At 73.5% G+C, this 23,772-nt stretch carries 23 protein-coding genes; 10 read left to right on the top strand and 13 right to left on the bottom strand.

From position 1 onward, the window contains the following. The first annotated feature begins 176 nt into the window (after positions 1-176). Positions 177-809, top strand: coding sequence for a flavin reductase family protein (locus IH61_RS0118375; RefSeq protein ID WP_031071033.1), 633 nt, complete (start codon positions 177-179; stop codon positions 807-809). A 78-nt stretch (positions 810-887) separates the two neighbouring features. Here the strand turns inward: IH61_RS0118375 and IH61_RS0118380 are convergent, their stop codons facing one another. Together IH61_RS0118380 and IH61_RS0118385 are read right to left on the bottom strand one after the other, a co-directional pair. Then, positions 888-1,160 (bottom strand): hypothetical protein, encoded by a 273-nt coding sequence (locus IH61_RS0118380; RefSeq protein ID WP_031071035.1) that lies wholly within the window; start codon positions 1,158-1,160, stop codon positions 888-890. Between the two features lie 108 nt (positions 1,161-1,268). Beyond that, a complete protein-coding gene (locus IH61_RS0118385) occupies positions 1,269-1,793 on the bottom strand; it encodes a CGNR zinc finger domain-containing protein (protein WP_031071037.1) in 525 nt (174 codons plus the stop codon). A 59-nt stretch (positions 1,794-1,852) separates the two neighbouring features. Here IH61_RS0118385 and IH61_RS0118390 point away from each other — a divergent pair, with 59 nt between their 5' ends. Then, positions 1,853-3,052: an MFS transporter gene (locus IH61_RS0118390; RefSeq protein ID WP_051837354.1), complete on the top strand. Its 1,200-nt coding sequence runs from the start codon at positions 1,853-1,855 to the stop codon at positions 3,050-3,052. 115 nt (positions 3,053-3,167) lie between these two features. Here the strand turns inward: IH61_RS0118390 and IH61_RS0118395 are convergent, their stop codons facing one another. Both IH61_RS0118395 and IH61_RS0118400 read right to left on the bottom strand, forming a co-directional pair. Continuing rightward, positions 3,168-3,608 carry a DUF4267 domain-containing protein gene (locus tag IH61_RS0118395; RefSeq protein ID WP_031071043.1) on the bottom strand — a complete coding sequence of 147 codons (441 nt, stop codon included), beginning with the start codon at positions 3,606-3,608 and terminating at the stop codon, positions 3,168-3,170. A 252-nt stretch (positions 3,609-3,860) separates the two neighbouring features. Beyond that, positions 3,861-4,295, bottom strand: a complete 435-nt coding sequence (locus IH61_RS0118400) for a MerR family transcriptional regulator (RefSeq protein WP_031071045.1) — start codon at positions 4,293-4,295, stop codon at positions 3,861-3,863. Between the two features lie 59 nt (positions 4,296-4,354). On the opposite strand from IH61_RS0118400, the gene IH61_RS0118405 reads away from it, so the two are divergent. After that, positions 4,355-5,317: an oxidoreductase gene (locus IH61_RS0118405; protein ID WP_031071047.1), complete on the top strand. Its 963-nt coding sequence runs from the start codon at positions 4,355-4,357 to the stop codon at positions 5,315-5,317. A 206-nt stretch (positions 5,318-5,523) separates the two neighbouring features. Then, positions 5,524-7,392 carry a tetratricopeptide repeat protein gene (locus IH61_RS0118410; RefSeq protein WP_031071049.1) on the top strand — a complete coding sequence of 623 codons (1,869 nt, stop codon included), beginning with the start codon at positions 5,524-5,526 and terminating at the stop codon, positions 7,390-7,392. A 552-nt stretch (positions 7,393-7,944) separates the two neighbouring features. Here the strand turns inward: IH61_RS0118410 and IH61_RS0118415 are convergent. Then, complete coding sequence (locus IH61_RS0118415) at positions 7,945-8,400, bottom strand: MarR family winged helix-turn-helix transcriptional regulator (RefSeq protein ID WP_199823345.1); 456 nt, start codon at positions 8,398-8,400, stop codon at positions 7,945-7,947. 59 nt (positions 8,401-8,459) lie between these two features. Between IH61_RS0118415 and IH61_RS0118420 the strand changes: the two genes are divergently transcribed. Next, entirely contained in the window at positions 8,460-8,822 is a 363-nt protein-coding gene (locus tag IH61_RS0118420; protein WP_031071053.1) for a hypothetical protein, read from the top strand. On the opposite strand, the gene IH61_RS0118425 is transcribed toward IH61_RS0118420, so the two are convergent. Together IH61_RS0118425 and IH61_RS0118430 are read right to left on the bottom strand one after the other, a co-directional pair. Continuing rightward, entirely contained in the window at positions 8,801-9,001 is a 201-nt protein-coding gene (locus tag IH61_RS0118425; RefSeq protein ID WP_031071055.1) for a DUF6011 domain-containing protein, read from the bottom strand. The genes IH61_RS0118420 and IH61_RS0118425 overlap by 22 nt on opposite strands. After that, a complete protein-coding gene (locus tag IH61_RS0118430; RefSeq protein ID WP_031071058.1) occupies positions 8,998-9,387 on the bottom strand; it encodes a winged helix-turn-helix transcriptional regulator in 390 nt (129 codons plus the stop codon). Before IH61_RS0118430 ends, IH61_RS0118425 begins: the two co-directional genes overlap by 4 nt. A 114-nt stretch (positions 9,388-9,501) precedes the next feature. Here IH61_RS0118430 and IH61_RS0118435 point away from each other — a divergent pair, with 114 nt between their 5' ends. Further along, complete coding sequence (locus tag IH61_RS0118435) at positions 9,502-10,347, top strand: SDR family oxidoreductase (RefSeq protein ID WP_031071060.1); 846 nt, start codon at positions 9,502-9,504, stop codon at positions 10,345-10,347. A gap of 132 nt (positions 10,348-10,479) precedes the next feature. Continuing rightward, positions 10,480-11,475: an EamA family transporter RarD gene (gene rarD, locus IH61_RS0118440; protein WP_031071062.1), complete on the top strand. Its 996-nt coding sequence runs from the start codon at positions 10,480-10,482 to the stop codon at positions 11,473-11,475. On the opposite strand, the gene IH61_RS0118445 is transcribed toward rarD, so the two are convergent. The 3 genes from IH61_RS0118445 to IH61_RS0118455 are packed head-to-tail and all read right to left on the bottom strand — an operon-like array spanning position 11,465 to position 14,615. Further along, complete coding sequence (locus IH61_RS0118445) at positions 11,465-12,322, bottom strand: ABC transporter permease (protein WP_031071063.1); 858 nt, start codon at positions 12,320-12,322, stop codon at positions 11,465-11,467. The two genes, rarD and IH61_RS0118445, sit on opposite strands and share 11 nt — an antisense overlap. After that, a complete protein-coding gene (locus IH61_RS0118450) occupies positions 12,309-13,370 on the bottom strand; it encodes an ABC transporter ATP-binding protein (RefSeq protein WP_031071066.1) in 1,062 nt (353 codons plus the stop codon). The genes IH61_RS0118445 and IH61_RS0118450 overlap by 14 nt, the downstream gene beginning before the upstream one ends. A 3-nt stretch (positions 13,371-13,373) precedes the next feature. Then, entirely contained in the window at positions 13,374-14,615 is a 1,242-nt protein-coding gene (locus tag IH61_RS0118455; protein WP_051837356.1) for a LolA family protein, read from the bottom strand. Between the two features lie 181 nt (positions 14,616-14,796). Here IH61_RS0118455 and IH61_RS0118460 point away from each other — a divergent pair, with 181 nt between their 5' ends. Both IH61_RS0118460 and IH61_RS0118465 read left to right on the top strand, forming a co-directional pair. Then, positions 14,797-17,406 (top strand): bifunctional FO biosynthesis protein CofGH, encoded by a 2,610-nt coding sequence (locus IH61_RS0118460; protein ID WP_031071071.1) that lies wholly within the window; start codon positions 14,797-14,799, stop codon positions 17,404-17,406. 174 nt (positions 17,407-17,580) lie between these two features. Further along, positions 17,581-18,702, top strand: coding sequence for an ADP-ribosylglycohydrolase family protein (locus IH61_RS0118465; protein ID WP_031071073.1), 1,122 nt, complete (start codon positions 17,581-17,583; stop codon positions 18,700-18,702). 113 nt (positions 18,703-18,815) lie between these two features. Here IH61_RS0118465 and IH61_RS0118470 read toward each other — a convergent pair whose 3' ends face one another. The 3 genes from IH61_RS0118470 to IH61_RS0118480 all read right to left on the bottom strand — a co-directional run bounded on the left by IH61_RS0118470 (position 18,816) and on the right by IH61_RS0118480 (position 21,197). Then, entirely contained in the window at positions 18,816-19,028 is a 213-nt protein-coding gene (locus IH61_RS0118470) for a DUF397 domain-containing protein (protein WP_031071075.1), read from the bottom strand. Next, complete coding sequence (locus tag IH61_RS0118475) at positions 19,025-19,888, bottom strand: helix-turn-helix domain-containing protein (RefSeq protein WP_031071077.1); 864 nt, start codon at positions 19,886-19,888, stop codon at positions 19,025-19,027. Before IH61_RS0118475 ends, IH61_RS0118470 begins: the two co-directional genes overlap by 4 nt. 565 nt (positions 19,889-20,453) lie before the next feature. Continuing rightward, entirely contained in the window at positions 20,454-21,197 is a 744-nt protein-coding gene (locus tag IH61_RS0118480; protein ID WP_031071079.1) for a GOLPH3/VPS74 family protein, read from the bottom strand. Between the two features lie 298 nt (positions 21,198-21,495). Here IH61_RS0118480 and IH61_RS42970 point away from each other — a divergent pair, with 298 nt between their 5' ends. Beyond that, complete coding sequence (locus tag IH61_RS42970) at positions 21,496-23,598, top strand: D-alanyl-D-alanine carboxypeptidase family protein (RefSeq protein WP_051837358.1); 2,103 nt, start codon at positions 21,496-21,498, stop codon at positions 23,596-23,598. Positions 23,599-23,772: the final 174 nt, after the last annotated feature.

Consider the following 23,772-nt stretch of genomic DNA (forward strand, 5'->3'; position numbering starts at 1 on the left):
TCCTTACGCCGACACGGTCGATCGCCACGCAGGTGTCGTCGTCGGAGTGCGGACCACACGTCGGGGTCGGACCGCGGTCGTAGGCGGCCGAACGTTGTGTCGTATTTCCGCCAGCGCCTCCGGCTCCGCTCGGGGAGGGTCGATGAAGGTTCGTCCCTCCGTGAAAGGCGCAACGCATGCACGTCGTCCCCGGGCTCAAGGTCCTGTACTTCGGCACCCCGGTGGTGCTGGTCAGCACACTCAACGAGGACGGCAGCCCGAACCTCGCGCCGATCTCCTCGGCCTGGTGGCTGGGCCAGCACTGCATGATCGGGCTGGGCAACAGCGCGCAGACGACGGCGAACCTGCTGCGGGAGGGCGAGTGCGTGCTCAACCTGCCCTCGTCGGCGATGGTCGACGCCGTCGACCGGCTCGCGCTGACCACGGGGAAGCCGACGCTGGTGGAGTACAAGGTGGAGCAGGGGTACCGGTACGAGCCGGACAAGTTCGGCGCCGCTCAGCTGACCGAGCAGCCGAGCGATCTGGTGAAGCCCCCCAGGGTGGCGGAGTGCCCGGTGCAGCTCGAGTGCCGGGTCGTCGAGGTGCACCCCTTCGGTGGCCCGAAGCGGCATGCCACCGCCTTCGAGGTGGAGGTCCTCCGGGCCCACGTGGAGGAGGACTTGGTCATCCCCGGCACCCATTACGTGGACCCGCTCGGCTGGGACCCGCTGATCATGAAGTTCTGCGAGTTCTTCGGCGGCGGGGAGAACGTGCACCCGTCTCGGCTCGCCGAGGGCTGGAAGATGCCGCACCGCATTCCGACCGCCTGACCCCTGACCCCCGGCCCCCGGCCCCCGGTGCCAGGTGGAGCAGGAAGTCGGACGGGCCGACTTCCTGCTCCACTCACCTCAGCAGCTGTGCGCGGAGGACGGGCGGCTCGCCAGGATGTACGGCTTGCCGGAGATGTGCGCCTGGACGTCGGAGGGGCAGGTCTTGATCCAGGCGTCGCCGGCGGCGTGGTTCTTGACCTTGGAGTCGCTGCAGTACTGGTCGCGGTCGGCGGTCTTGAAGCACTGGTAGCCGGGGTAGCCGGCCGCCGAGGCGGTGTTGGCGCCGGCGAGGCCGGCGAACAGGCCGGCGACGGCGAGCAGGGCGACGGGCAGGGCGGTACGGATCCTCATGGGGTTCTCCCAGTGGCTCGTACGGACAGTGCTCGGATCCTGACACTACGTAGGCAGTTCGGGCAAAGAGCAGTGTCATGTTTGGGTCAATCTGGAAACGGGTGAACCTCAGGACGATCCGGCCCGTTGTCGGTGGCGCCGGACGGCGTCGCGGTTGGCGCACCGCTGCGAGCAGTAACGCTGCCGCCCCGTACGGCTGGTGTCGGCGAAGGCCAGGCGGCACTCGGCGACCGCGCAGCGGCCGAGCCGGTGCATGCCGCGCCCGACCAGGTGCAACGCCGTGCCGGTGGCGATCAGCGCGGACAGCATCGGACCGACGGCCGCCCCCTCCTCCCGGTAGTGCAGGTGCCAGCCGTCGCCGCCGTGGTCGGTCAGGCGCGGGTGCGAGGTGGAGGCGGCGAGCATCGCGTTGAGGCGGGCGGCGCGGCTGGGCTCGTCCGGGGCGTCGACCACCTGCTCCCAGGCGTCGAGGGTGGCCAGCACCCTCGCCAAGTCCTCGCCGGTCACCGGGTGTTCGAGGAGGAGCCCGGCGGCGCGGCAGCGGTCGGCGAGGTCGGCGGCGTCGACGGGGCGCCGGTTGGCGAGGGAAGCGGCCAGATCGACGGCGTCGGCGCCGTAAGGGTTGAGGTGCACAAGGGCATTACAGCAGCGTGGGCTCGTGCCGATCACCCCTTACGGAACCGGAGTTCGCCATGCCCGTCGCCGCCGAGCGCCCGCGCTGCCACCCGCGCCACCGTCCGCGCTACCGCTGGGCCGTCCTCGGCGTCGCCACCTTCACCCAGGCCGCGACCTGCTTCTTCGTCCAGGGCGTCGGCTCGCTCGGGCCCGCCCTGCAGAGCGGGCTCGACCTGTCCACCGGGCAGCTGGGGCTGCTGCTCTCCGCCGCCCAATTCATGCCGCTGGTCGGGTTGTTGGTGGTCGGGCGGCTGCTCGACCGCTACGACGAGCGCTGGATCGTCGGCGTCGGCGCGCTGGTCGTCGCCATCGGGCTGGCGCTGGGCGCCGCCGCGCCGGGGTACGGGGCGCTGCTGCTCGCGCTGCTGGTCGTCGGCGCCGGGTACAGCAGCGCGCAGCCGGGCGGCAGCAAGTCGGTGGCCTCCTGGTTCGACGGCTCGCAGCGCGGGCTGGCGATGGGCATCCGGCAGGCCGGTCTGCCGCTGGGCGGTGCGCTCGCGGCGGCCGTACAGCCGTGGCTGGCGCGGGAGTTCGGCTGGCGGGCGACGCTGGTGTGCGGGGCGCTGGTCGCGGCGGCGGGGGCGGCGGTGTTCGTCGGCCTCTACCGGCGCCCGCCGGGGGAGGCGCCGCAGGCGGCCGGGCGGGCGCCGGGCGGGCTGCGGATGCTGCGCGAGCCGGTGATGCTGCGGATCGTGCTCTCCGGCGCCGGGCTGGTCGCGGCGCAGACCGGCGTCCTGATGCTCACCGTCCTGCACCTGCGCGACGCGGCGGGCCTGAGCGTCGCCTCCGCCGCGCTGGTGCTGATGGCCGCGCAGGGGGCGGGAATCGCGGGCCGGATCTGCCTGGCGGCGTGGAGCGACCGGGCGCGCTCCGGCCGCCACACCACCGTGCGGGCCTGCCTCGCGGGCGTCGCGGCCTGCGCGGCGGCCCTCGCCACGCCGCTCGGGGAGCATCCGGTGACGGCCTGCCCGCTGTTCGTGCTGCTCGGGTTCGTCGGGATCGGCTGGTACGGGCCGTGGGTCGCGCACGTCGCGGAGTCGGCGCCGACGGGGCGTACGGGCTCGGCGCTGGGGCTGGCCATGGCGGCGAACCAGGTGGTCGTCGTGCTGGCGCCGCCCGCGCTGGGCTGGCTGCGGGACGCGACGGGCGGGTTCGCGGCGGTGTGGCTGCTGCTGGCCGTGCTCGCGGGGGCGGCCTTCGCGGTGACCCGGCGCTGAGGGGGCCGGGGCACGTGTCGGGGCGAACCGGCCCGGGAGGCAGGGCACATGGCGAACGTGGCCCGTCACCCTCGTGGGTGACGGGCCATCTCGCTCCACGCTCCACACTCCACGCTCAACGCGCGGCGGGCGCCGGGGTGGACATCGGGGCGGGCGCCGGGGCGGCGGTGGCCGCGCGGGTCTCGCGCAGGATCAGCAGGCCGGTGACGGCCACCGCCACCGCTGTCAGGCCATGGACGCCGAAGGCGATGGCGGTGGAGCCGTGGTGGGCGAGCACGTCGGTCATGTCGCCGACCGGGATGAAGGTCTCGGTCAGCATGACCCAGCCCAGGGCGCGGCGTTGACCGGTCAGGAGCAGGACGGCCACGACCAGGCCGCCCGCGACGTCGCGGATGCCCTTCAGTCGCAGGAAGCCGTCTCCGTCGCCGGAGGGCCAGCTCGGCAGGCCGAAGGTCGGCGCGATGGTGTCCGGGGCCACCATGAAGCGAGTCCCGAACCAGAGGACGAAGATGACCAGGGTGGTGGTCAGGGCGGTGTTGACGGTCTTGAGCGACATCATCGTCTCCTTGCGAGGTCAGGTCAGGTCGGGTCGGGTCGGGACAGGTCGTGTTCGGGCGAGAACGGCGACGAGGGCGAGCGAGGTGAAGCACCGGACATGACGCCCGCTCGAAGCTAGCGTCGCTAGGCGATGGGTCAAAGCTAGACCTGCTGCCGCTTGATTGTCTAGCGGCGCTAGCTTCGAGTTATGTCGGTGCGCGACGGCCGCTGCGGGCGGGTCACCGCCCTCGGGCGGTGCTCGGGCGGGGCGTCAGAGCTCCGGTGCGTCCTCGCGGGCCGTCGGGTCCCAGAGTCCGGCGGCCTCGCCGCGGTCGAGGTGTTCGGCGTAGACGGCCGTCTTCCAGGCGATCAGCGAGCGGCACTCCTCCAGCGCGCGGATCTGCTCGTCGACGCGGCGGCGGTGGGCGTCGAGCAGGCGCAGGCGGTCGGCCTCGTTGCCCGGGCCCTGGCGGACGAGTTCGGCGAAGCGGCGCAGGTCGGCCAGCGGCATGCCGGACTCGCGCAGCCGGACGCAGATCGCGAGCCACTCGACGTCGAGCGGCCGGTAGCTCCGCCGCCCGGCGGCGTCGCGCTCGACGGGGCCGACGAGCAGGCCCTCGCGCTCGTAGAAGCGCAGCGCGTCCACACTCAGCCCGGTGCTCCGGGCGACCTCGCCGATTCCGATTCCGATTCCGATTCCCGCCACGCGGCCAGCGTACGGCGGGGCTTGAGCTGGACCGCACTCCAGCTCCTAGCCTCCCCGGCATGACCGCTACCGCTCAGCACCCTCTCGGCTCGCCCTTCTCCGCCGCCAGTACCGCCCGGGACGTCCTGGCCGGCCACGACCTCTCCGGCCGCACGGCCGTCGTGACCGGCGGCTCCTCCGGCCTCGGGCTGGAGACCGTCCGCGCCCTGGTGGAGGCCGGGGCCCGCGTCCTCGCGCCCGTCCGTACGGCCCCGTCCGCGCTCGACGGCGTCGAGACGCTGCCCCTGGACCTCACCGACCCGGCCTCCGTACGCGCCGCCGCCGCGCGGATCGGGCAGGCCGTCGACCGGGTGGACCTGCTGATCGCCGCCGCCGGGGTGATGGCCACGCCGCCGCAGTACGTCGGGCCGGGCTGGGAGGCGCAGTTGGCGGCCAACCACCTCGGGCACCACCTGCTGGCCTGCGAGCTGTACCCGCTGCTGCGGGCCGCCGGTTCCTCGGGCGGGGCGCGGGTGGTCGCGTACAGCTCCGCCGGGCACATGCTCACCGGCATCCGCTGGCAGGACCCGCACTTCCGCACGGGGTACGACAAGTGGCTCGCCTACGGGCAGTCGAAGACGGCGAACGCGCTGTTCGCCGTGCACCTCGACGCGCTCGGACGGGCCGACGGCGTCCGGGCGTTCAGCCTGCACCCGGGCAAGATCATCACGGGGCTGCAGCGAGAGATGACGCGGGCCGAACAGGTCGACCGGGGGTGGATCGACGAGCGGGGCAACGTCGTCGGCGCCGGTTTCAAGTCCCCCTCCCAGGGCGCCGCCACGGGCCTGTGGGCCGCGACCTCCCCGCTGCTGGACGGCCTCGGCGGCCTCTACCTGGAGGACTGCGAGGTCGCGCGCACGGCCGCCCCCGACAGCTCGATGGACGCAGGCGGGGTCCGGGGCCACGCCGTCGACCCCGGCTCGGCCGAGCGCCTCTGGGAGCTGTCGCAGGCCGCGACGGGCGCCGCGCCGCTCGGCGGCTGAGCGGGCACGCACAGGAAGTCGGCCCGGCCGACTTCCTGTGCACGCCGGTCGGAGGCAGATCCCGCAGGACAGCCGCTCCCCGGCCCGGGGCCACGCCGGTACGCCCACCGTCGTGGCGGCGAGGGTGATCATCCGGTGGCAACCGGCGCGGGATAGCCTCGTCCGCGCACGACGCGCGAGACACGACGGGGGACGGGGGCACAGTTATGGGGCACGCCGAGGACGAGGACGATCCGAGACTGGCGGCCGAGGGGGAGGTGGCCGTTGCCCGGCTGGCCATCGACTCCGGGGATCTGACGCATGCCGCCGACCACCTCGCCGACGCCATCGTCGCGGACCCGCAGCTGCCCGAACTGCACGAGGCCCTCGCCGAGTTGTGCGCGGCGGCGGGTGGGCCGGCCGCGGCCCGCGAGCTGTTCCCGCTCGAGGGGCAGGTCTACCTGGGCACCGTCGTCTGCCGCGCCCACGTCGAGGCGGCGGCCGGGGACTGGGACAGCGCCATCGGCCTGCTCGCCTCGGCCATCCAGTACGAGCCCGCCCAGCCCTGGGCCCACACCGCCTGGCTCGCCCGCGAGGACCTGCCCTCCCTCGTCGACCCCGACGCCGTCGCCCAGGCCGTGGCCCGCGCCGCCGGGCCGCTGCCCGACCCCCTGCCCGGCGAACTCGCGGACACCGTACGGCCGTTCCACGCCTTCGTTCAGGCCGTCGTCGAGCGCCACGGAGACCACCCGCTGCTGCTCGCCATGGCCTCCGGCCTCACCCGCCGCCTCGGCGCCACCACCCGCGCCGTCGAACTCGCCGAACGCGCCCACCGGCTCGCCCCCGGCTACCTGCCGTCCGTCATGCTCGGCAACGCCCTGCGCGCGGACGGCCGCCCCGAACAGGCCCTCGCCGTCTGGGAGGCCGAACTCGGCCGCACCCCGCCCGAGGAGGACGACTCCAGCGGCTACCTCGCGGTCGACGTCGCCGAACTGTACGGCGCCCTCGGTCGCCCCGCCGAGGGCCTGCCCTGGCTCGACCGGGTGCTCGCCGCCGAACCCGGCCACCCCAAGGCCGGCCCCGCCCGGCACGCCCTGCGGCACGCCGTCGACGGCGACCCCGCCCATCTGCTCGCCCTCGCCGACCACCACCGCGCCCACCCCGAGCACGAGTACGCGCACGAGCTGCTCGAGCGCCTCAGCCGCCGGGAGACCTGGCTCGGCATGGTCGCCGGCGCCACCGAGGCCACCGTCAACCTCATGCGCCAGGTCCTCGCGGAGGAGTCCACCACCCGCGAGACCGCGCTCGACTGCAGCGCCTCCGCGCTCGAACCGCCCAGCACCGTCCTGGCGTTGCACCTCGCCCTGCCGCGCTCCACCGTCTCCTACGAGGCGGTCGGCGAGCCGGACCCGAGGGTGCCGCTCGCCCCGGGCACCAGCCTGTGGACCTGGGACGGGACGGACCCGCGCCCCGCCGTCGCCCCGCCCTCCGCGGACGCCGCCGAACTCGTGCGCGCCACCGCGGAGATCGTCTGGCCGACCGTCCCCGCCGCGTACGACCATGCGGTCCGCCTTGCGGGTCTGCCGGTCGAGGACCTGCTCGGCGTGCTCGTCCACCCGCCGCTGCCCCGCGAGGACGAGCTCGGGCGGGCGCTCCTCTCCCACCAGCCGGAACTGTGGGTCCGCGCCGTCCAGACCTTCGCCTGCCTCGGGCTCGCACACCACCGCACCGACCAGCCGTGGGCCGAGTCCGACCGGCGGCGGCTGCTGAGCGACCTGCTCCTCGGGCCCGAGGACTGGGTCGTCGAGGCGGCGGGCTTCGCGCTCCTCGCCATCGGCTGGACCCACCCCGACACCCGGCCCGACGTCGCTGGGCTCCTCGGCCGCCGCCTCCGCCACCTCGCCACCGCCCGTCTCACCCGCACGGTCACCATCCAGCGTTCCTTCGCGGCCCTCACCCTCGCCGCCCCCTGGCTGCCCCCCACCGACCGCGCCCTCGCCCACACCCTCCTGCGCCCGGCCCCCGCCGCACCCTCACCCGCCGCCCCCGCCCAGCCCCGCCCGGGCTTCCTGCGCCGCCTCTTCCGCCGCCGCTGACACCGCCCGTGCGCGGGAAGTCGGCCCAGCCGACTTCCTGCGCACACGCCGGCGTTCCGAGCGGCCGCCCCTATCGCACGCTCTACGGCCGCCACCGGCAACGCGGCGCCGCCCGAGCCTTCGCCCGGCTCCCACCTCGCCCCCGCCGCCCGCCCCGCCCGGGCCGCCTGCACTGCCCCGCCGCCCGCCCCGCCTACGCCGCCCCTTCCGCCGCCCCGCCTACGCCGCCCCTCGGGGTGGCCGGCCGGTGCCGGCCGGGGAGTTGGGGTGTTGAAGGTGCCGTCCGGGGCGGCGCCGCGTCTGCCCTCTTGGTGGGGTGGGGTGGCCGGCTGCCGCGCGCTCTGCCTCTGGTGACAGGTGAGGGCTGGGTGTTGTGGGCGGCGCCCAGGGCGGGCTGCCCTGGGCACCGCCGCCCCGTGGTTGCCCCTTGCCTGGTCGGCCCCTCGCAGCCGGCCTGCTTCGCCAGGCGGCCGGGACACCTCTGATGGCCGAGCCCGGACGGGGTGGGTGTTTGCGGGCGATTGCGTCTTCCGTGTGCCCCGAGGAGCGGTCTCAGTGGGGGAGGCGGTGCCTGGCGAGGGTGTGGAGGGCGTGGGTGAGGGTGGCGCGCTCGGGGTCGGTGAGGGCGGCGGTCAGGTTCGCGTCCGCGGCTTCGGCCGCGTTGACGCAGAGGTCGAGGAGGCGGCGGCCTTCGGGGGTGAGGGTGAGGACCTGCCGGCGGCGGTCCTCGGGGTCGCGGACGCGTTCGACGGCGCCCAGTTCCTGGAGTTGGTCGGCGAGGGCGACGACCAGGCTGGGGGCGACTCCGAGGCGGGTGGCCAGTTCCTGTTGGGAGGCTGCGGCGCCGGCGTCGAGGGCGGCGAGGACTCCGGCGTGTTTGGGCTTGAGGCCCAGTTCCTCGACGCGTTCCGCGAAGTGGTCGGCGGCCAGAGCGCCGAGTGTCCCCAGGTTGAAGACGACGGTTGCGCGGAGCGCTTCGGCTCCCCTGATTTCCTTGACATCGCTCACGAGGAGAATGGTAGCTTCGGCATATCGTTCTAAGTGAGAATGATTCAGGGGGAGATGAAATGAAGGCTCTGCTTGTCGCCAACGCGCTGGCGGCCCTCGTGAGTGCGGGGTCCAGCGTCGCCGGGGTGCTGCGTCCGGGGCTGGTCCTGTCGGCCGGAGAGGTGATCACGGCGGGGACGGGCCTGTACGCCCGGGCCTACGCCGTCCGCGCCGTGCCGCTGGGGCTGGCGACCGCGTGGGTGCTGCTGGCGGGCCCGCGGGCTGCGGCCTGGCCCATGCTGGTCGTCTCCGGGCTCGCCCAGGTGGGGGACTCGGCGATCGGCGCCAAGCAGCGCAATGCCGGGATGGCGTTCGGTGCGGGGGCCGTCGCGGTGCTGCACCTCGCGTCCGCCTGGTGGCTCTACGGGAAGAGCGGGTCCTGAGTGATGTCGTAGCGGGGGGTGCGGCCGGAGGGGTCGCGGCATTCGGGGCCCAGGCGCAGCGTGCGCGACTCGGGGTCGTGGAGGGGCCGGTGGCAGCGGCGGCAGGTGACGTGGGGGCGCAGGACCTCGGGAGTGTCGGTACCGGGGAGGGGGTCGGGGAGGGGGTCGGGGCTCGTCATGCGGAGGCCCCTGCCGTGCGGGTGTCGTAGGACTCGCGTGCCGCCTCGACGGCCGGGACGCGCCGTTCCGACCAGTGGGCGAGGGCGGCGACGAGTTCGGCGGCCTCGCGGCCCAGGGGGGTGAGGCTGTAGTCGACGCGGGGCGGGATCACCGGGTGGGCCTCGCGGAGGACGAAGCCGTCGCGTTCGAGGGTCTGGAGGGTCTGGGCGAGCATCTTCTCGCTGACGCCGGAGACCCGGCGCCGCAGTTCGCTGAACCGGTAGCCGCGCTCGTGGAGGGCGCCGAGCACGAGGACGCCCCAGCGGCTGGTGACGTGCTCCAGCACGCCGCGCGAGGGGCAGAGCCGGTCGAAGACGTTCGGCGGAGGCAGCTCACTTACCTTCATGTCAGTACCCTACTTTCAAGTGCGTACTTTCGAAAGGTTAGTGCCCTTCGTAGGGTGAGTGAAGAGGTCGAGCGCCACCAATCAGTCAAGCGCCACCAACCAGAGGAGCACCTCATGTACGTCGTCACCGGAGCCACCGGCCAGCTCGGCCGTCTCGCCGTCGAGAGCCTGCTCGCCGAGGTCCCGGCCGCGGAGGTGGCCGTCGCCGTCCGTTCGGCGGAGAAGGCGGCCGACCTGGCCGCGCGTGGCGTGAGCGTGCGCGTCGTCGACTACGACCGCCCGGAGTCCCTCGCGGGCGCCTTCGCGGCCGGCGACCGGGTGCTGTTCATCTCGGGCAGCGAGGTGGGCCGCCGCCTGCCGCAGCACCAGGCGGTGGTGGAGGCGGCGAAGGCGGCCGGGGTCGCGCTGCTCGCCTACACGTCCATCCAGGGCGCGGCGACCTTCGCCCTGGCCGACGAGCACCGGGCGACGGAGGCGATGATCCTCGCCTCCGGCCTTCCGTACGTGTTCCTGCGCAACGGTTGGTACACCGAGAACTACCTGGGCGACGTGGCCGGCACGGTGGAGCGCGGGATCGTCCTGGGCAGCGCGGGCGAGGGCCGGGTGGCCACCGCCCCGCGCGGGGACTACGCGGAGGCGGCCGTCGCCGCGCTGACCGGCGACGCGACGAACGAGACGTACGAGCTGAGCGGCGACACCGCCTGGAGCCTGGGCGAGCTGGCCGCCGAGCTGGCGCAGGCGAGCGGCCGCCCGGTGGAGCACCGGAATGTCGCCCCGGCCGAGCACCTGGCCGCGCTGGTCGGCGCGGGCCTGCCGGAGGGCTTCGCCGGTGCGCTGGTGGACGTGGACGCGGGCATCGCGCGCGGCGAGCTGGCGGGCACCCCGGGCGACCTGGCCCGGCTGATCGGCCGCCCGACCGTCCCGCTGGCCGAGTCCGTCCGCGCGGCCGTCGGCGCCTGACGCCGCGGAAGCGGACCCGGCATGTCCAGCATGCAAGCAATGTCATGACCAAAATCTGAAAACGGACGTGACAGCCGCCCTCCCCGCCCGCTACCGTCGCCTGGACACACGCGCGCGGGAGGGTGGCCGGCCATGCCAGAGACGACGGACCAGGACAACGGCAGGGGCCTCTGGTACGGCATCGCGGCCTACGGGATCTGGGGGCTCTTCCCCCTCTTCTGGCCGCTGCTGGAGCCCGGCGCCGCCGACGACATCCTCGCCAACCGGATGGTCTGGTCCCTGATCGCCGTCGTCCTGCTCCTGGTGGCGCAGCGGCACTGGGGCTGGATACGCCCGCTGCTGCGCCAGCCGCGCCGCCTGGCGATGCTGGCCGGCGCCGCCGCCGTGATCTCCGTCAACTGGGGCGTCTACATCTGGGCCGTCAACGCCGGCCACGTCGTCGAGACCAGCCTCGGGTACTTCATCAACCCGCTGGTCACCATCGCCTTCGGCGTCCTGGTGCTCAAGGAGCGGTTGCGCCGCGCGCAGTGGACGGCGGTGGGCATCGGCGCGGCCGCCGTCGCGGTGCTGAGCGTGGCGTACGGGCGGCTGCCCTGGATCGCGCTGGTGCTGGCGTTCTCCTTCGCCACGTACGGCCTGCTGAAGAAGAAGGTCGGGCTGAGCGGGCTGGAGAGCCTGGCGGCGGAGAGCGCCTTCATGTTCCCCTTCGCCCTCGCCTACATGGTCTACCTGGAGGTCGCCGGGCGCGGCACCTTCGGGCACACCGTGGAGGGCAGCTACGGCTGGGGGCACTCGGGGCTGCTGATGCTGAGCGGCGTGATCACGGCGATCCCGCTGATGTGCTTCGGGGCGGCGGCGGTGCGGGTGCCGCTGACGGTGCTGGGGCTGCTGCAGTACCTGGCGCCGGTGTTCCAGTTCATGATCGGCGTCGCGGTGTTCCACGAGTCGATGTCCTCGGCGCGCTGGGCCGGGTTCGCCCTGGTCTGGCTCGCGCTGGCCACGCTCACCTGGGACGCGCTGCGCCAGGTGCGCGCGGACCGCGCCGGACGGGCCGCGGCCGCGGCAGCAACGGCGGCGGCGCAGCCCGTCCTCGCACGGACTCAGCAGGAAGAAGCCGTCACGCGCTGATGTCGCGGCTGGTGAACCGCGCCCAGGCCGCCGAGCCGAACACGGCGACGTAGGCGGCCTGGAGCCCGAGGTCCTTGAGCACGCCGTCCCAGTACATCGGGGCGCGCAGCAGGTCCGAGAAGCTCATCCAGTAGTGCGGGAACAGGAACGGCCGCACCGCGTCCAGCTGCGGGAAGGCGTCCAGGATCTGGACGGTGATCACCAGGCTCACGGTGGCGGCCATGGCCGCGATGCCGCTGCCGGTGAGCGTGGAGACGAACAGGCCGATCGCCACCAGCCCGGCCAGGGAGAGGGCGACGACCCCGGCCACCAGCAGGGCCCGGGGCAGGGCTTCGGCGAGGCCGATGGTGTCCCCGGAGATCAGGGTGACCTCGCCGAGCGGGAACAGCGCGGCCCCGGCGGCCAGGGCCGAGGCGGTGACGACGGCCGTGGCGGCCAGGCAGAACGCCATCCCGGCGGTGAACTTGGCGGCCAGCAGCCTGGTCCGCCCGGCGGGGGCGACGAGCAGGTAGCGCAGGGTGCCGGTGGCGGCCTCCCCGGCCACGGCGTCCCCGGCGACGACGCCGACCGTCATCGGCAGGAAGACGGGCAGGGCCACCGCGAGGGCGGTGAAGATCAGGAAGATCCCGTTCTGGGTGGTCTGGGCGATGAAGCTCGGGCCGCCGCCCCCGTCGTGGGGGTTGTCGGTGTTGAGCTTGACGACCACCCCGATCAGGACCGGCAGCAGCGCCAGGATGCCCAGCAGCACCTGGGTGCGCAGCCGCCGGAAGGTCAGGTGCAGCTCGTTGCGGAACAGCGCGAGGAAACCGCCCACGCGCACGGCCGGCAGCGGTTCAGCCAGCGACATCGAATCCCTCTCCGGTCAGCGCCACGAAGGCGTCCTCCAACGTGCCGCGCTCCAGCCCGAATCCGTACACCCGCACCCCGGCCTCGACCAGGGCGGCGCACAGCTTGGGCAGCGCGTCCTCCCCGAGCTCGCCGGCCTCGCCCGTGACGCGGTCCTCCTCGAGGGTGAGCGTGCCGACCCGGTGCGCGGTGAGCACCTCGGCGGCCGGCGCCGTGTCGGGGGTGCGCACGACGAGGCGGCCCTGGGCCCGGGCGGCGAGTTCGGCGACGGTGCCCTGGACGAGGAGCCGGCCGCGGGACATCACGGCGGCGTGGGTGCAGACCTGCTCGATCTCGTCCAGCAGGTGCGAGGAGAGGAACACGGTGGTGCCCTCGGCGGCGACCTCGCGCACCAGCGCCCGGATCTCCCGCATGCCCTGCGGGTCCAGGCCGTTGGTGGGCTCGTCCAGGACGAGCAGTTCGCGCGGGCGCAGCAGCGCGGAGGCCAGGCCCAGGCGCTGCTTCATGCCCAGCGAGTAGGCGCGGGCCTTCTTGCCCGCGGCGGCGCCCAGGCCGACGCGCTCCAGCGCGGCCTCGACCCGCCGGGCGCGGGTGCGCGGGTCGGCGGTGGGGTCGGCGGCGTCGAAGCGGACGAGGTTGTCCCGGCCGGTGAGGAAGCCGTAAAGGGCGGGGCCCTCGATGAGCGCGCCGACGCGGGGCAGCACGGCGGCGACGGACTGCGGCATGGGCGCGCCGAGCACGGTGGCGACCCCGGAGGTGGGGGCGATCAGGCCCATCAGCATCCGGATGGTGGTGGTCTTGCCGGAGCCGTTGGGGCCGAGGAAGCCGAAGACGGAGCCGCGCGGGACGCTCAGGTCCAGGGAGTCGACGGCGAGCTGGCCGCCCCGGAAGCGCTTGGTCAGGCCCCGGGTGCGGATGACGTCGTCAGGAGAGACGCCGTCAGGAGCGGAGGGGGAGGGGGAGGGAACGGGAACGGGGGCCGGGCGCCCTGCGGCGCCCGTACCCCCGGCCGGGCCCGTAACGTCCCCCGTTACGGGTGCCTCGGTCATGCGTCAGTTCACCCCGGCGGCGTGCTGGAGGACGGGGGAGGTGACGGCGCCGGCGAAGACCCGGCCGTCGTCGGTGAGCAGGACGTTGACGACCTTGGTGCTGATCAGGGTGCCGCCCTTGACCGGCTTGCCGAGCGACTTGATCAGGCCCTTCGGGTTCAGGGCCGGCCCGTCGTGCCTGCCCTTGCCCTTGCCCTCGTCTCCCTTGGGCGCGGGGGCGGTGAAGTCCGGCAGCTTGCCGGTGAGGACCGTCGTCCAGCCCTCGCCGATCACGTTGAGGCCCTCGGGCCCGCCCGCCGCCTGGCCGACGATGCCCTGCGGGTGCGAGGCCCTGCCCTCGGCCTTGCCCTCTGCCTTGTCCCCTGCCTTGCCCTCGGTCACCTTGGCGCCCTTGGGCGCGGTGAAGTCGAAGGTCTTGGCGTCGGGCTTGGCGAAGGACACCTCGGTGAAGTGGACGTCCAGCACGGTGGAGCCGTCGGTGGAGCGGACCTGCACCGCCAGCGGCACGCCGTTCTCGGCGGCGACGGAGATGCGCACCTCGTAGATCGTCGAGCCCTCCTGGGTGGGCTTGACGCTCAGCTTGTAGGCGTTCTGCCCGGCCACCTTCGTGGTGCCCGTGACGCTGACGTCGGTGGTGCCGGCGCCGGCGGTCAGGAACTGCTTGGCGGCCTCCTGCGGCGTGGTCGGCACCTGGGTCAGCGGCGCCTTGGGGTGCTCGGCGCCGGTGGGCCGGCCCGTGCGGTGGACGGCGGTGTTGGTGGAGCTGTCCCAGGCCCAGCTCTGGTCCCCGTTGTGGACGAGGGTGTAGCCGGCCATGTTCTCCAGCAGGTCGACCCGCTGGTGCTCCGGCCCGTCCACCGCGACGCGCAGCGTCTGGTCCCCGCCGAGGAGGCCGAACAGCTTGCTCTGCGGGTCGGCGCCGCCCTTGGCGGAGCCGTGGCCGCCGGCCGCGCCGAGGCCGCCCGCGGCGCCCAGCAGGCCCGAGGGCAGGCCGAGGTCGGTGGAGACCTTGACGGTCCCGGAGACGCTCTGGGCGTCGGAGCCGAGGACCTTGGCGACGAGCTGCTCGGCGCTCAGCGAGGGCAGGTCGGGCGGGGAGTCGGCGGCCAGGGCGGGCACCAGGCCGACCCCGGCGGCGATCGTCGCGGCGATCGCCAGGGGCACCGCCGCCCGGACCAGGGTGCGGCGCCGCGAGCGGTACGGGGCGCCCCCGTCCGCGTCCACCGCTGCCGTGTCGTTCGTCATGGCGTCCTCAACTCCTCTGCGCAAACCAGCGATTGGCTCTGTCACACCATTAGAGACCGCCGCTCGGCGTCCGTCATCGCCCTACGGGGCCACTTCGGTGTGGCCCTCTCGGCTACTGCGACCCTGAGGCGTCTCAGGGTTGGCCCCTCCCCGGGTACGACCGCTGGCGTAGGGTCACGCCATGGACGCAACCGCCATGGACGCAGCAGGCAGCCCCCCGACCGCGAACGCGATGCGGCGCGCGCTGCGCCGCGCCCGGGACGGTGTCGCCCTCGACCTGTTCGAGGCGTCCGTGCTGCTCCGGGCCAGGGGCGAGGACCTGGACGACCTGTGCGCCAGTGCCGCCCGGGTGCGCGACGCCGGTCTGGAGGCGGCCGGGCGCCCCGGCGTCATCACCTACTCCAAGAGCGTGTTCATCCCGCTCACCCGGCTGTGCCGCGACAAGTGCCACTACTGCACCTTCGCGACCGTGCCCGGCAAGCTGCGCCGGGCCGGGCACGGGATGTTCATGTCCCCGGACGAGGTGCTGGAGGTGGCCCGGCGCGGGGCCGAACTCGGCTGCAAGGAAGCCCTGATCACCCTCGGCGACAAGCCCGAGGACCGCTGGCCCGAGGCCCGCGAGTGGCTGGACGCCCATGGCTACGACGACACCGTCGCGTATGTGCGGGCCATGTCCATCCGCATCCTGGAGGAGACCGGGCTGCTGCCGCACCTCAACCCCGGGGTGCTGGGCTGGACGGACTTCCAGCGCCTCAAGCCCGTCTCCGCCTCGATGGGCATGATGCTGGAGACCACCGCCACCCGGCTGTGGAGCGAGCCCGGCGGCCCGCACTTCGGCTCCCCGGACAAGGAACCGGCCGTCCGGCTGCGGGTCCTGGAGGACGCGGGCCGCAGCTCGGTGCCGTTCACCAGCGGCCTGCTGATCGGCATCGGCGAGACGTACGAGGAGCGCGCCGAGTCGCTGTTCGCGCTGCGCAGGGTCTCCCGGGCCTACCACGGCGTGCAGGAGCTGATCCTGCAGAACTTCCGCGCCAAGCCGGACACGGCGATGCGCGGCATGCCGGACGCCGAACTGGACGAGCTGGTCGCCACGGTGGCCGTCGCCCGGCACCTGATGGGCCCCACCGCCTGCCTCCAGGCCCCGCCGAACCTGGTGGACGGCGAGTACGCGCGGCTGATCGCCGCGGGCGTCGACGACTGGGGCGGCGTCTCCCCGCTCACCCCCGACCACGTCAACCCCGAGCGCCCCTGGCCGCAGATCGACCGCCTCGCCGAGCAGTCCGCCGCCGCCGGCTTCGAGCTGCGCGAGCGCCTGGCCGTCTACCCCGAGTACGTGCTGCGCGGCGAGCCCTGGCTGGACCCGCGGGTGCTGCCGCACGTCCGGGCCCTGGCCGACCCGGCGACGGGCCTGGCGAACCCGGACGCCGTGGTGCGGGGCCTGCCCTGGCAGGAGCCCGAGGACCTGCCCGAGTCGTACGGCCGCACCGACCTGCACACGGCCATCGACACCGAGGGCCGCACCGGCGACCGCCGGGCCGACTTCGAGGACGTGTACGGGGACTGGGAGGTGCTGCGCGAGCAGGTGCTCTCCAAGGGCGCCCCCGAGCGCCTGGCGGGGGACCTGCGCGAAGCCCTGGCCGTGGCGGCCGAGGACCCCGTGAAGCTCACGGACGACCACGCGCTGGCCCTGTTCCACGCCGACGGCCCGGCCCTGGACGCCCTGTGCCGGATCGCCGACGACGTGCGCCGCGACGCGGTCGGGGACGAGGTCACCTACTGCGTCACCCGGAACATCAACTTCACCAACGTCTGCTACACCGGCTGCCGCTTCTGCGCCTTCGCCCAGCGCCGCACCGACGCCGACGCCTACACCCTCTCCCTGGAGCAGGTCGCCGATCGGGCCGCGCAGGCGTGGGAGGTGGGCGCCACCGAGGTGTGCATGCAGGGCGGCATCCACCCGGACCTGCCCGGCACCGCCTACTTCGACATCGCCCGCGCGGTGAAGGAGCGGGTGCCCGGCATCCACGTGCACGCCTTCTCCCCGATGGAGGTCGTCAACGGCGCCACCAGGACGGGCCTTTCGATCCGCGAGTGGCTGCAGCGGGCCAAGGAGGCGGGCCTGGACAGCATCCCCGGCACCGCCGCCGAGATCCTCGACGACGACGTCCGCTGGGTGCTCACCAAGGGCAAGCTGCCCGCCGCGACCTGGGTCGAGGTCGTCAGCACCGCGCACGAGCTGGGCATCCGCTCCTCCTCCACGATGATGTACGGGCACGTGGACACCCCGCGGCACTGGCTGGGCCACCTGCGCCTGCTCGCCGAGATCCAGCAGCGATCCCTCGAGAACAACGGCACCGGCGGCTTCACCGAGTTCGTGACCCTGCCGTTCATCCACACCAACGCCCCGGTCTACCTGGCCGGCATCGCCCGCCCCGGCCCCACCGCCCGGGACAACCGCGCGGTGGTCGCGATGGCCCGGCTGCTGCTGCACCCGCACATCCGCAACATCCAGACCAGCTGGGTCAAGCTCGGCGCGGAGGGCGCCGCCGAGATGCTGCGTTCGGGCGCCAACGACCTGGGCGGCACGCTGATGGAGGAGACCATCTCGCGGATGGCCGGCTCCTCCTACGGCAGCTACAAGTCGGTGCGCGACCTCCAGGCGATAGCCGAGGCTGCGGGCCGTCCGCACCGCCAGCGCACCACGCTGTACGGGGAGGTGCCGGCCGAGCGGCTGGCCGCCGCGCTGGCCTCGGACGGGCACCTGCCCAAGCTGCTGCCCGTCCTGGACTGAGGGGAGCGCCCGGGGAGCGCCCGGGGAGGGTGCGGCGGGGGACTACGAGGGGACAGCGGGGGGACTGCGAGGGAACCGTCGATCCGTTCGACTCCTCGAAGTACAGTGCGAGGGCGCGCCGCGGCCGAGGCGTCGCGCGCCGCCCCCTCCCCCGACGAAAGGCGCCCCCTCGTGATGCCACTGTGGTCCCGCGCACAGCAGCAGGACTTCCGCAGCAGGGTGCGGGGCTGTCTGCTCGGCGGAGCCATCGGTGACGCGCTCGGCGCCGGCGTCGAGTTCGAGCCGCTGGACAAGATCCGGGACCGCTACGGCCCCCAGGGCGTCACCGGCTACCTCCCGGCGTACGGGCGCGGCGCGGGCGGCGCGATCACCGACGACACCCAGCTGACGCTCTTCACGGTGGACGGCCTCATACGGGCCCACATCCGGCGCGAGTCCGGCGCCTGGCACCCGCCCACCGACCTGCACCTGGCCTACCGGCGCTGGGCCGACACCCAGCGCGACTGGGGACCGGACGAGCGCCGCCCCGACCTCGGATGGCTCGGCCGCGAGGAGTGGCTCTACGCCCAGCGCGCCCCCGGCCAGGGCTGCCTGACGGGCCTCAGCGGCCCGGACGGCGAGCGGCTCGGAACGCTCGAGCGGCCCAAGAACCCGCACTCCAAGGGCTGCGGCACGGTCGTGCGGGCGGCGCCCTTCGGGCTGCTCACCACCTGGGAGCCGAACCTGGTGTTCCAGCTCGCGGTGGAGTGCTCCGTCCTCACCCACGGCCATCCCACCGGCTACCTCGCGGCGGGCGCCTACGCGGTGATCGTCCAGTCGGTGGCGCGCGGCGGCACCCTGGAGGAGGGCGTGCACCTGGCACTGGCACTGCTGTCCGAGCGGATGGGGCACGAGGAGACCACGGCCGCCCTGCGGGCCGCGCTGGACGCGGTACGGGCCGGCGAGCCGTCCGCCGAGCGGGTCGAGGCGCTGGGGGAGGGCTGGGTCGCGGAGGAGGCGCTCGCGATCGCGGTGTACTGCGCGCTGGTCGCCCACGACGTGACCTCGGGGCTGCTGCTCGCCGTCAACCACTCCGGGGACAGCGACTCCACCGGCGCCCTCTGCGGGGGCCTGCTCGGGGTGCTGCACGGGGACACCGCGCTGCCGCCGGGCCTGGTGGCCGGGTTGGAGGGGCGGGGGGCGATCCTCGAACTCGCCGACGACTTCGTGCTGGAGCTCGTGCACGGCGGCGAACTGCACGACCGGTCCACGGCGGCCGGGGCCGTGTGGGCCCAGCGCTACCCGGTGGAGGGCTGAGCCGGCCGGAGGGCCGGTCCAGCCCTCCGGCCGGGACTTCAGGCGGGGTTCAGGCGGGGGGTTCAGGCGGGACTTCAGGCGGTGGGTTCAGGCAGGGCGTTCGGGCCGGGGGCTCAGGCCGCCTCGAAGCTGTTCACGGCCGCCGCCGCAGCGAACGCCCGCCAGGCTTCGGCGGAGAAGCGCAGCTGCGGACCGGACGGGTCCTTCGAGTCGCGCACGGCCACCGCCCCCGCGGTCGGGACGGCCATCTCCACACAGGCACCGGCGCCGCCGCTGTAAGAGCTCTTGCGCCACATCATCAACTGGTACTCGGGGGTGGTCTTCATTGGTGGTAATCCTCTCCAATACGGGCTATCAGCGTCCGGCTCTCCGCGACCCCGAGGGCGGCGGCCCTCAGGTAGTCGTAGAGACCGGTATAACGACGCACGTCAGCCTCTTTCTCGAGGTAGAGATCGCTCGTCACACCTTCGAAGTAGACAACTGTGGAATCGGCTGACTCGGGGAACTCCAGCAGGGAGAATGTCCCGGTCATTCCGGGGTGGGCGCCGTGGGAGAACGGGATCACCTGGATGGTGATGTTCGACCGCTGGCTCAGCTCCAGCATGTGCTTGAGCTGCTGGGCCATCACCTCGTTGCTGCCGACCACGCGCCGCAGCACCGCCTCGTCGATGACCGTCCACAGGCTGCCCAGCTGGTTGTCGCCGTTGACGCGCTCCTGGCGCTTCATCCGCACCTGTACCCGGCGCTGCACCGAGAGCGCGTCGGTGTCCGGCTGGGTGCCCTCGACGACGGCGTGGGCGTACTGCTCGGTCTGGAGCAGGCCCGGGACGAAGGAGGACTCGTACGCGCGGATCGAGGACGCCTCGGCCTCCAGGCCGATGTAGACGCTGTACGGGGTGGGCATGTCGTTGAAGTCGTGCCACCAGCCGCGCTGGCGGGACTCCTTGGCCATGTCCATCAGGCTGGTGCGCATCTGCTCGTCGGTGACCTCGTACACGTCGCAGAGGTCGCGCACGTCCCGCTGGCTGATGCTGCGGCGGCCGTTCTCCAACCGGCTGATCTTCGACTGGGACACCATCAGGCGGCCGGCGACCTCCTCGGCCGTCATGCCCCGGTGCTCGCGGAGCCTGCGCAGTTCGGAGCCGAGGCGCCGGCGGCGCACCGTGGGGTTGATGTTCGCGGACACGTCGACCTCCGGCCGTACCTCTGCTGAACGTTGGAACGGCAGCCCTCGGGACACTTCGGACAATGGGACCTACCCCCCTGACTCGGAGCAGCATGACACCTCGGTCGGGCCGGTGCCGCGAATTCGCAGGAGCGGGGTAGAACAGATCGTCGGAAAACCGCTTCTGCGGGACAGCACGGGCGCCGGGGTGGTAATGCGACTCGGCTTGCGCGGAACAGTGTTGCTACCTGCCTCTACCCCCGAAGCGGCGCGCTTGCCCCTGGCACGTGCACGCGGACACCTCGGCGGCGTCGGCGGGGACGCCCGAGGGGCGGTCGTCCGCGACCTTGCGTCGCGGGCGACCGCCCCTCGGTACTGCTGTGTGCAGGTGTGCTGTGCCGTTCTGGGCAGTTCTGAGCAGTTCTGAGCTTTTCCGGGCTGTTCCTCGGGTGCCCTGCCGTGCCGGGCGGTGCCCTGTGGTGCTTCGTGGTGCTGCAGGTGCCTCAGACGGGACCTGGTGCGCGGCGCCCGGGTGCGGCGCTCGTGCCCGTCCGTGCGCGGGTCCGCGCGCCGGTGCCCGCGCCCGTCAGCGGACGCCCACCCGGGAGGGGGCGACCCGCCCGCCGCCGGACCCGCGGCCCGGCGTACGGGAGCCGGAGCGGCCCGTGACCGGCGCCGCGCCCTGGGATGAACGGTTCTGCTGGGCCGGCAGGCCGTTCTGCACGTCCATCACGGCGTGCGCGACCATCCCGCCCAGCGGGTCGTAGCGGATCAGGTCGCGCAGCCGCGACCGTGAGGACCGGCCCTCGTTGCCCGGGTACAGGTGCTTGCCCAGGCCCACCGCGTGGGCGAGGGCCGCGAGCGCGGCCGTCCGAGGGTCAGGCGGCACACCGGTGCGGATCGCGGTGTCCAGCCGCTGCTTGATCGCGGCGTTGGTGCAGTCGTCGGACGCCTGGTAGCGGGTCGTCGGCAGGACCCCGCACATCTGGCCAGCCACGGCCGTGACCATGCCGCAGCGTTCCAGGTGTGCCAGGTACGTCTGCCGCAGGCCCAGCCGGGGCCCGCCGATCCAGTGCGCCGCGCGGACCGGACTGCCGCGACGGCGCAGCAGTTCCAGTGCGTGGTCAAGGGTCGGGTCACCGGTCGGTCGTGCGAGCACGACGGCGATCCGGTCACCCTCCGGTACGATCCGTCCGGCCAGGGACAGCTCGACGAGCTGTGCCCCGGCGAGTCCGAGGTCGAGGGTCTGCGGCTGCGCCGTGGTACCCGTGGTCGGGTCCAAAGCGAGCAGCAGGAGTTCCTCGGGAATAGTTCTGCGGCTCTTGCCCATCCAAGCCTCCCCGCGTGGATGAGAGACAGGGTGACGCCTCTCACACGGGCTTGTCGAGTACGCCTCCGAATCGTGACCTTGGACCGGAGGCGCGGAACCGGCGGCCGCGGGCACGGCGTCTGAGCGGTGAACAGGCCGCGGTGCGACCGGGCGCGGGGTTTAGGCGCCGGTCGGGCGGGGTGTGCGCGGCCGGATCCGCCGTCGGTGGCGGAGACTGTACAGGTACACGGGGCGGGGCGTCGGCTTCCCGAAATCGGGTCTGCCGGTGCCCCGCCGGGCGTTGAGGAGGCTGGGATACGTGGGCGAGTCCCCCGACAGGGTGCTGCGGGACGGCGAGCGGGACGGTGAGCGCGAGCGCGAACCGGGCGACGGCGCCACCGGCGCCGAGGCGGCGAAGAGCCCTTCGTCGAAGTCGCCGTCGGACTCGCCGTCGGATTCGCCCGCGAAGGCCGCGGGCGACGGGCCCCGGGGCGGCTCCACCGTGCAGCTGCGCGTCCAGGATGCGGACGAGCGGACGACGACGCTGAGGCTGCCGGCGGACAACAGGACCACCTCGCTGCGCCTGCCCGTCGACACCAGGACCACGGCGCTACGGCTGCCGGAGGAACTGGTCGAAGCGGAGGAGAAGGAAGGGGAGGAGGGGAAGGCGCCGTCCGCGAAGCCGCCCGTCTCCGATCCCCGTCTCGCCATGCGGACGGCTTGGGCGGCTGCGGAGGGCGCCGCCGAGGAGGCCGCTGAGGAGGCCGTCGAGGAGAAGGAAGAAGCGGACACTTCGCCCGCTCCCGCTCCCGCTCCCGCGCCCGTCGCGCTGACCGAGACCGGGCAGCCCGGTCAGCGACCGGACCGTGCCGAGAAGCTGGAGAAGCCGGAGCCGCTGCACTCCGCCGGGACCGTTCCCGAGCCGCCGGAGCCCGCGCCGCTGCCCGAGCCGGAGCCCGGCCCCGCGCCGGAACCGCTGCCGAGGCCCGCCCCGAAGCCGGCCCCCGGGCCGACCCCGGCCCCCACCCCGCTGCCCGAGCCCGACCCGCGCCCGATGCCGCCGCTCCCGCCGCTGCCGGCACCCGCGCCGCTGCCCCTGCCGGGCGGTGACGAGCCGGACGGCGACCTCGCCGGCACCCCGGAGAACACCTCCGAGGCGATGGAGGTCCTGGCCTCCCTCAACTCCCGTCCGGTCTCGCCGCTGCGCCGCGCGCTCAAGCGGATCACCATCTGGACGGTGTTCCTGGCCGTGGTGGTCGGCGCCGCCGTGGTCGCCCAGCTGCTGCGCCCCCTGCCGGACCCGAAGCTGAAGATGACGACGGCCGGCAGCTACAGCTTCGGCGGCGAGCAGTTGGACCTGGCCTGGCCGGCCAAGGGCCAGTCCGCCGCCGAGGTGGTCGGCGTCGGCAGCCTCGGCAGCTCCGGCGAGGAGAAGCCCGCCTCCATCGCGAGCGTCACCAAGGTGATGAACGCCTACCTGATCCTGCAGAAGTTCCCCCTGAAGAAGGGGGAGGCGGGCCCGAAGATCCAGGTCGACAAGCCGGCCGCGCAGGAGTCCGGCAGTGTGGACGAGTCCCGGGTGACGCTGACCGAGGGGCAGGCGCTCACCGAGTACCAGGCGCTGGAGCTGCTGATGCTGCCTTCGGCCAACAACGTGGCCCGGCTGCTCGCCCGCTTCCACTCCGGTTCCGAGGAGGCGTTCGTCAAGGAGATGAACGACACCGCGGCCAAGTTCGGGATGACCAACACCACCTACACGGACGCGGCGGGCATCAAGCCGGAGACGAAGTCCACGGCCAAGGACCAGCTGAAGCTGGCCGAGCAGGTCATGCAGAACGAGATCTTCCGGCAGCTCGTGTCCACGCCGGAGACCAACTTCAACAACACGAAGATCCCGAACACCAACAACCTGATCAACCCGAAGACCGGCGTGATCGGCGTGAAGACCGGTTCCAGCACCCCGGCGGGCGGCTGCCTGATGTGGGCCGCGTACAAGGAGGTCGGCGGCGTGCGGCGGCTGATCCTCGGCGTGACGCTGGGCCAGCAGGCCACCGGTTCCGGGCCCAATGACGGCATCCTGCCCACCGTCCTCAAGGTGAGCGGCAAGCAGATCCAGGCCGCGCAGAACGGGGTGACCGGCCAGACGGTGGTCAGGAAGGGCGATGTGGTCGGCAGCGTCGAGGACGGCCTCGGCGGGAAGGTCCCGGTCGTGGCGACCAAGGATCTCGTGGTGGCGGGCTTCCCCGGCGTCACCGGCACCGTCACCCTGGACCCGTCGAAGATCGACCACCGGATGACGGGGGGCAAGGAGATCGGCGTCCTGCGCGTCGGCGCGGGCGAGGCGAAGACCGAGGTGCCGGTGGCCCTGCAGGGCGACCTCGACCCGCCGTCCATCCAGTCCCGGCTGCTTCGTACGCTCTGAGCCCTTCGGGCGAAAGCCCTCCCTTCCACGTGTGTGGAAGGGAGGGCTTTTTCAGTTCTGCTTTCACACTCTTAACTGATTTGGTTTTGAACATTCGTTACCCGATTCCCCCTTCCGCCGGGCCCTGCGACACGTCAGGCTTCGGTCGGCTTTCCGCCGGGCCGCGCGACCGCG

This window comes from Streptomyces sp. NRRL WC-3742 (assembly GCF_000720635.1).
In the GTDB taxonomy this organism is placed as follows: Bacteria; Actinomycetota; Actinomycetes; order Streptomycetales; family Streptomycetaceae; genus Kitasatospora.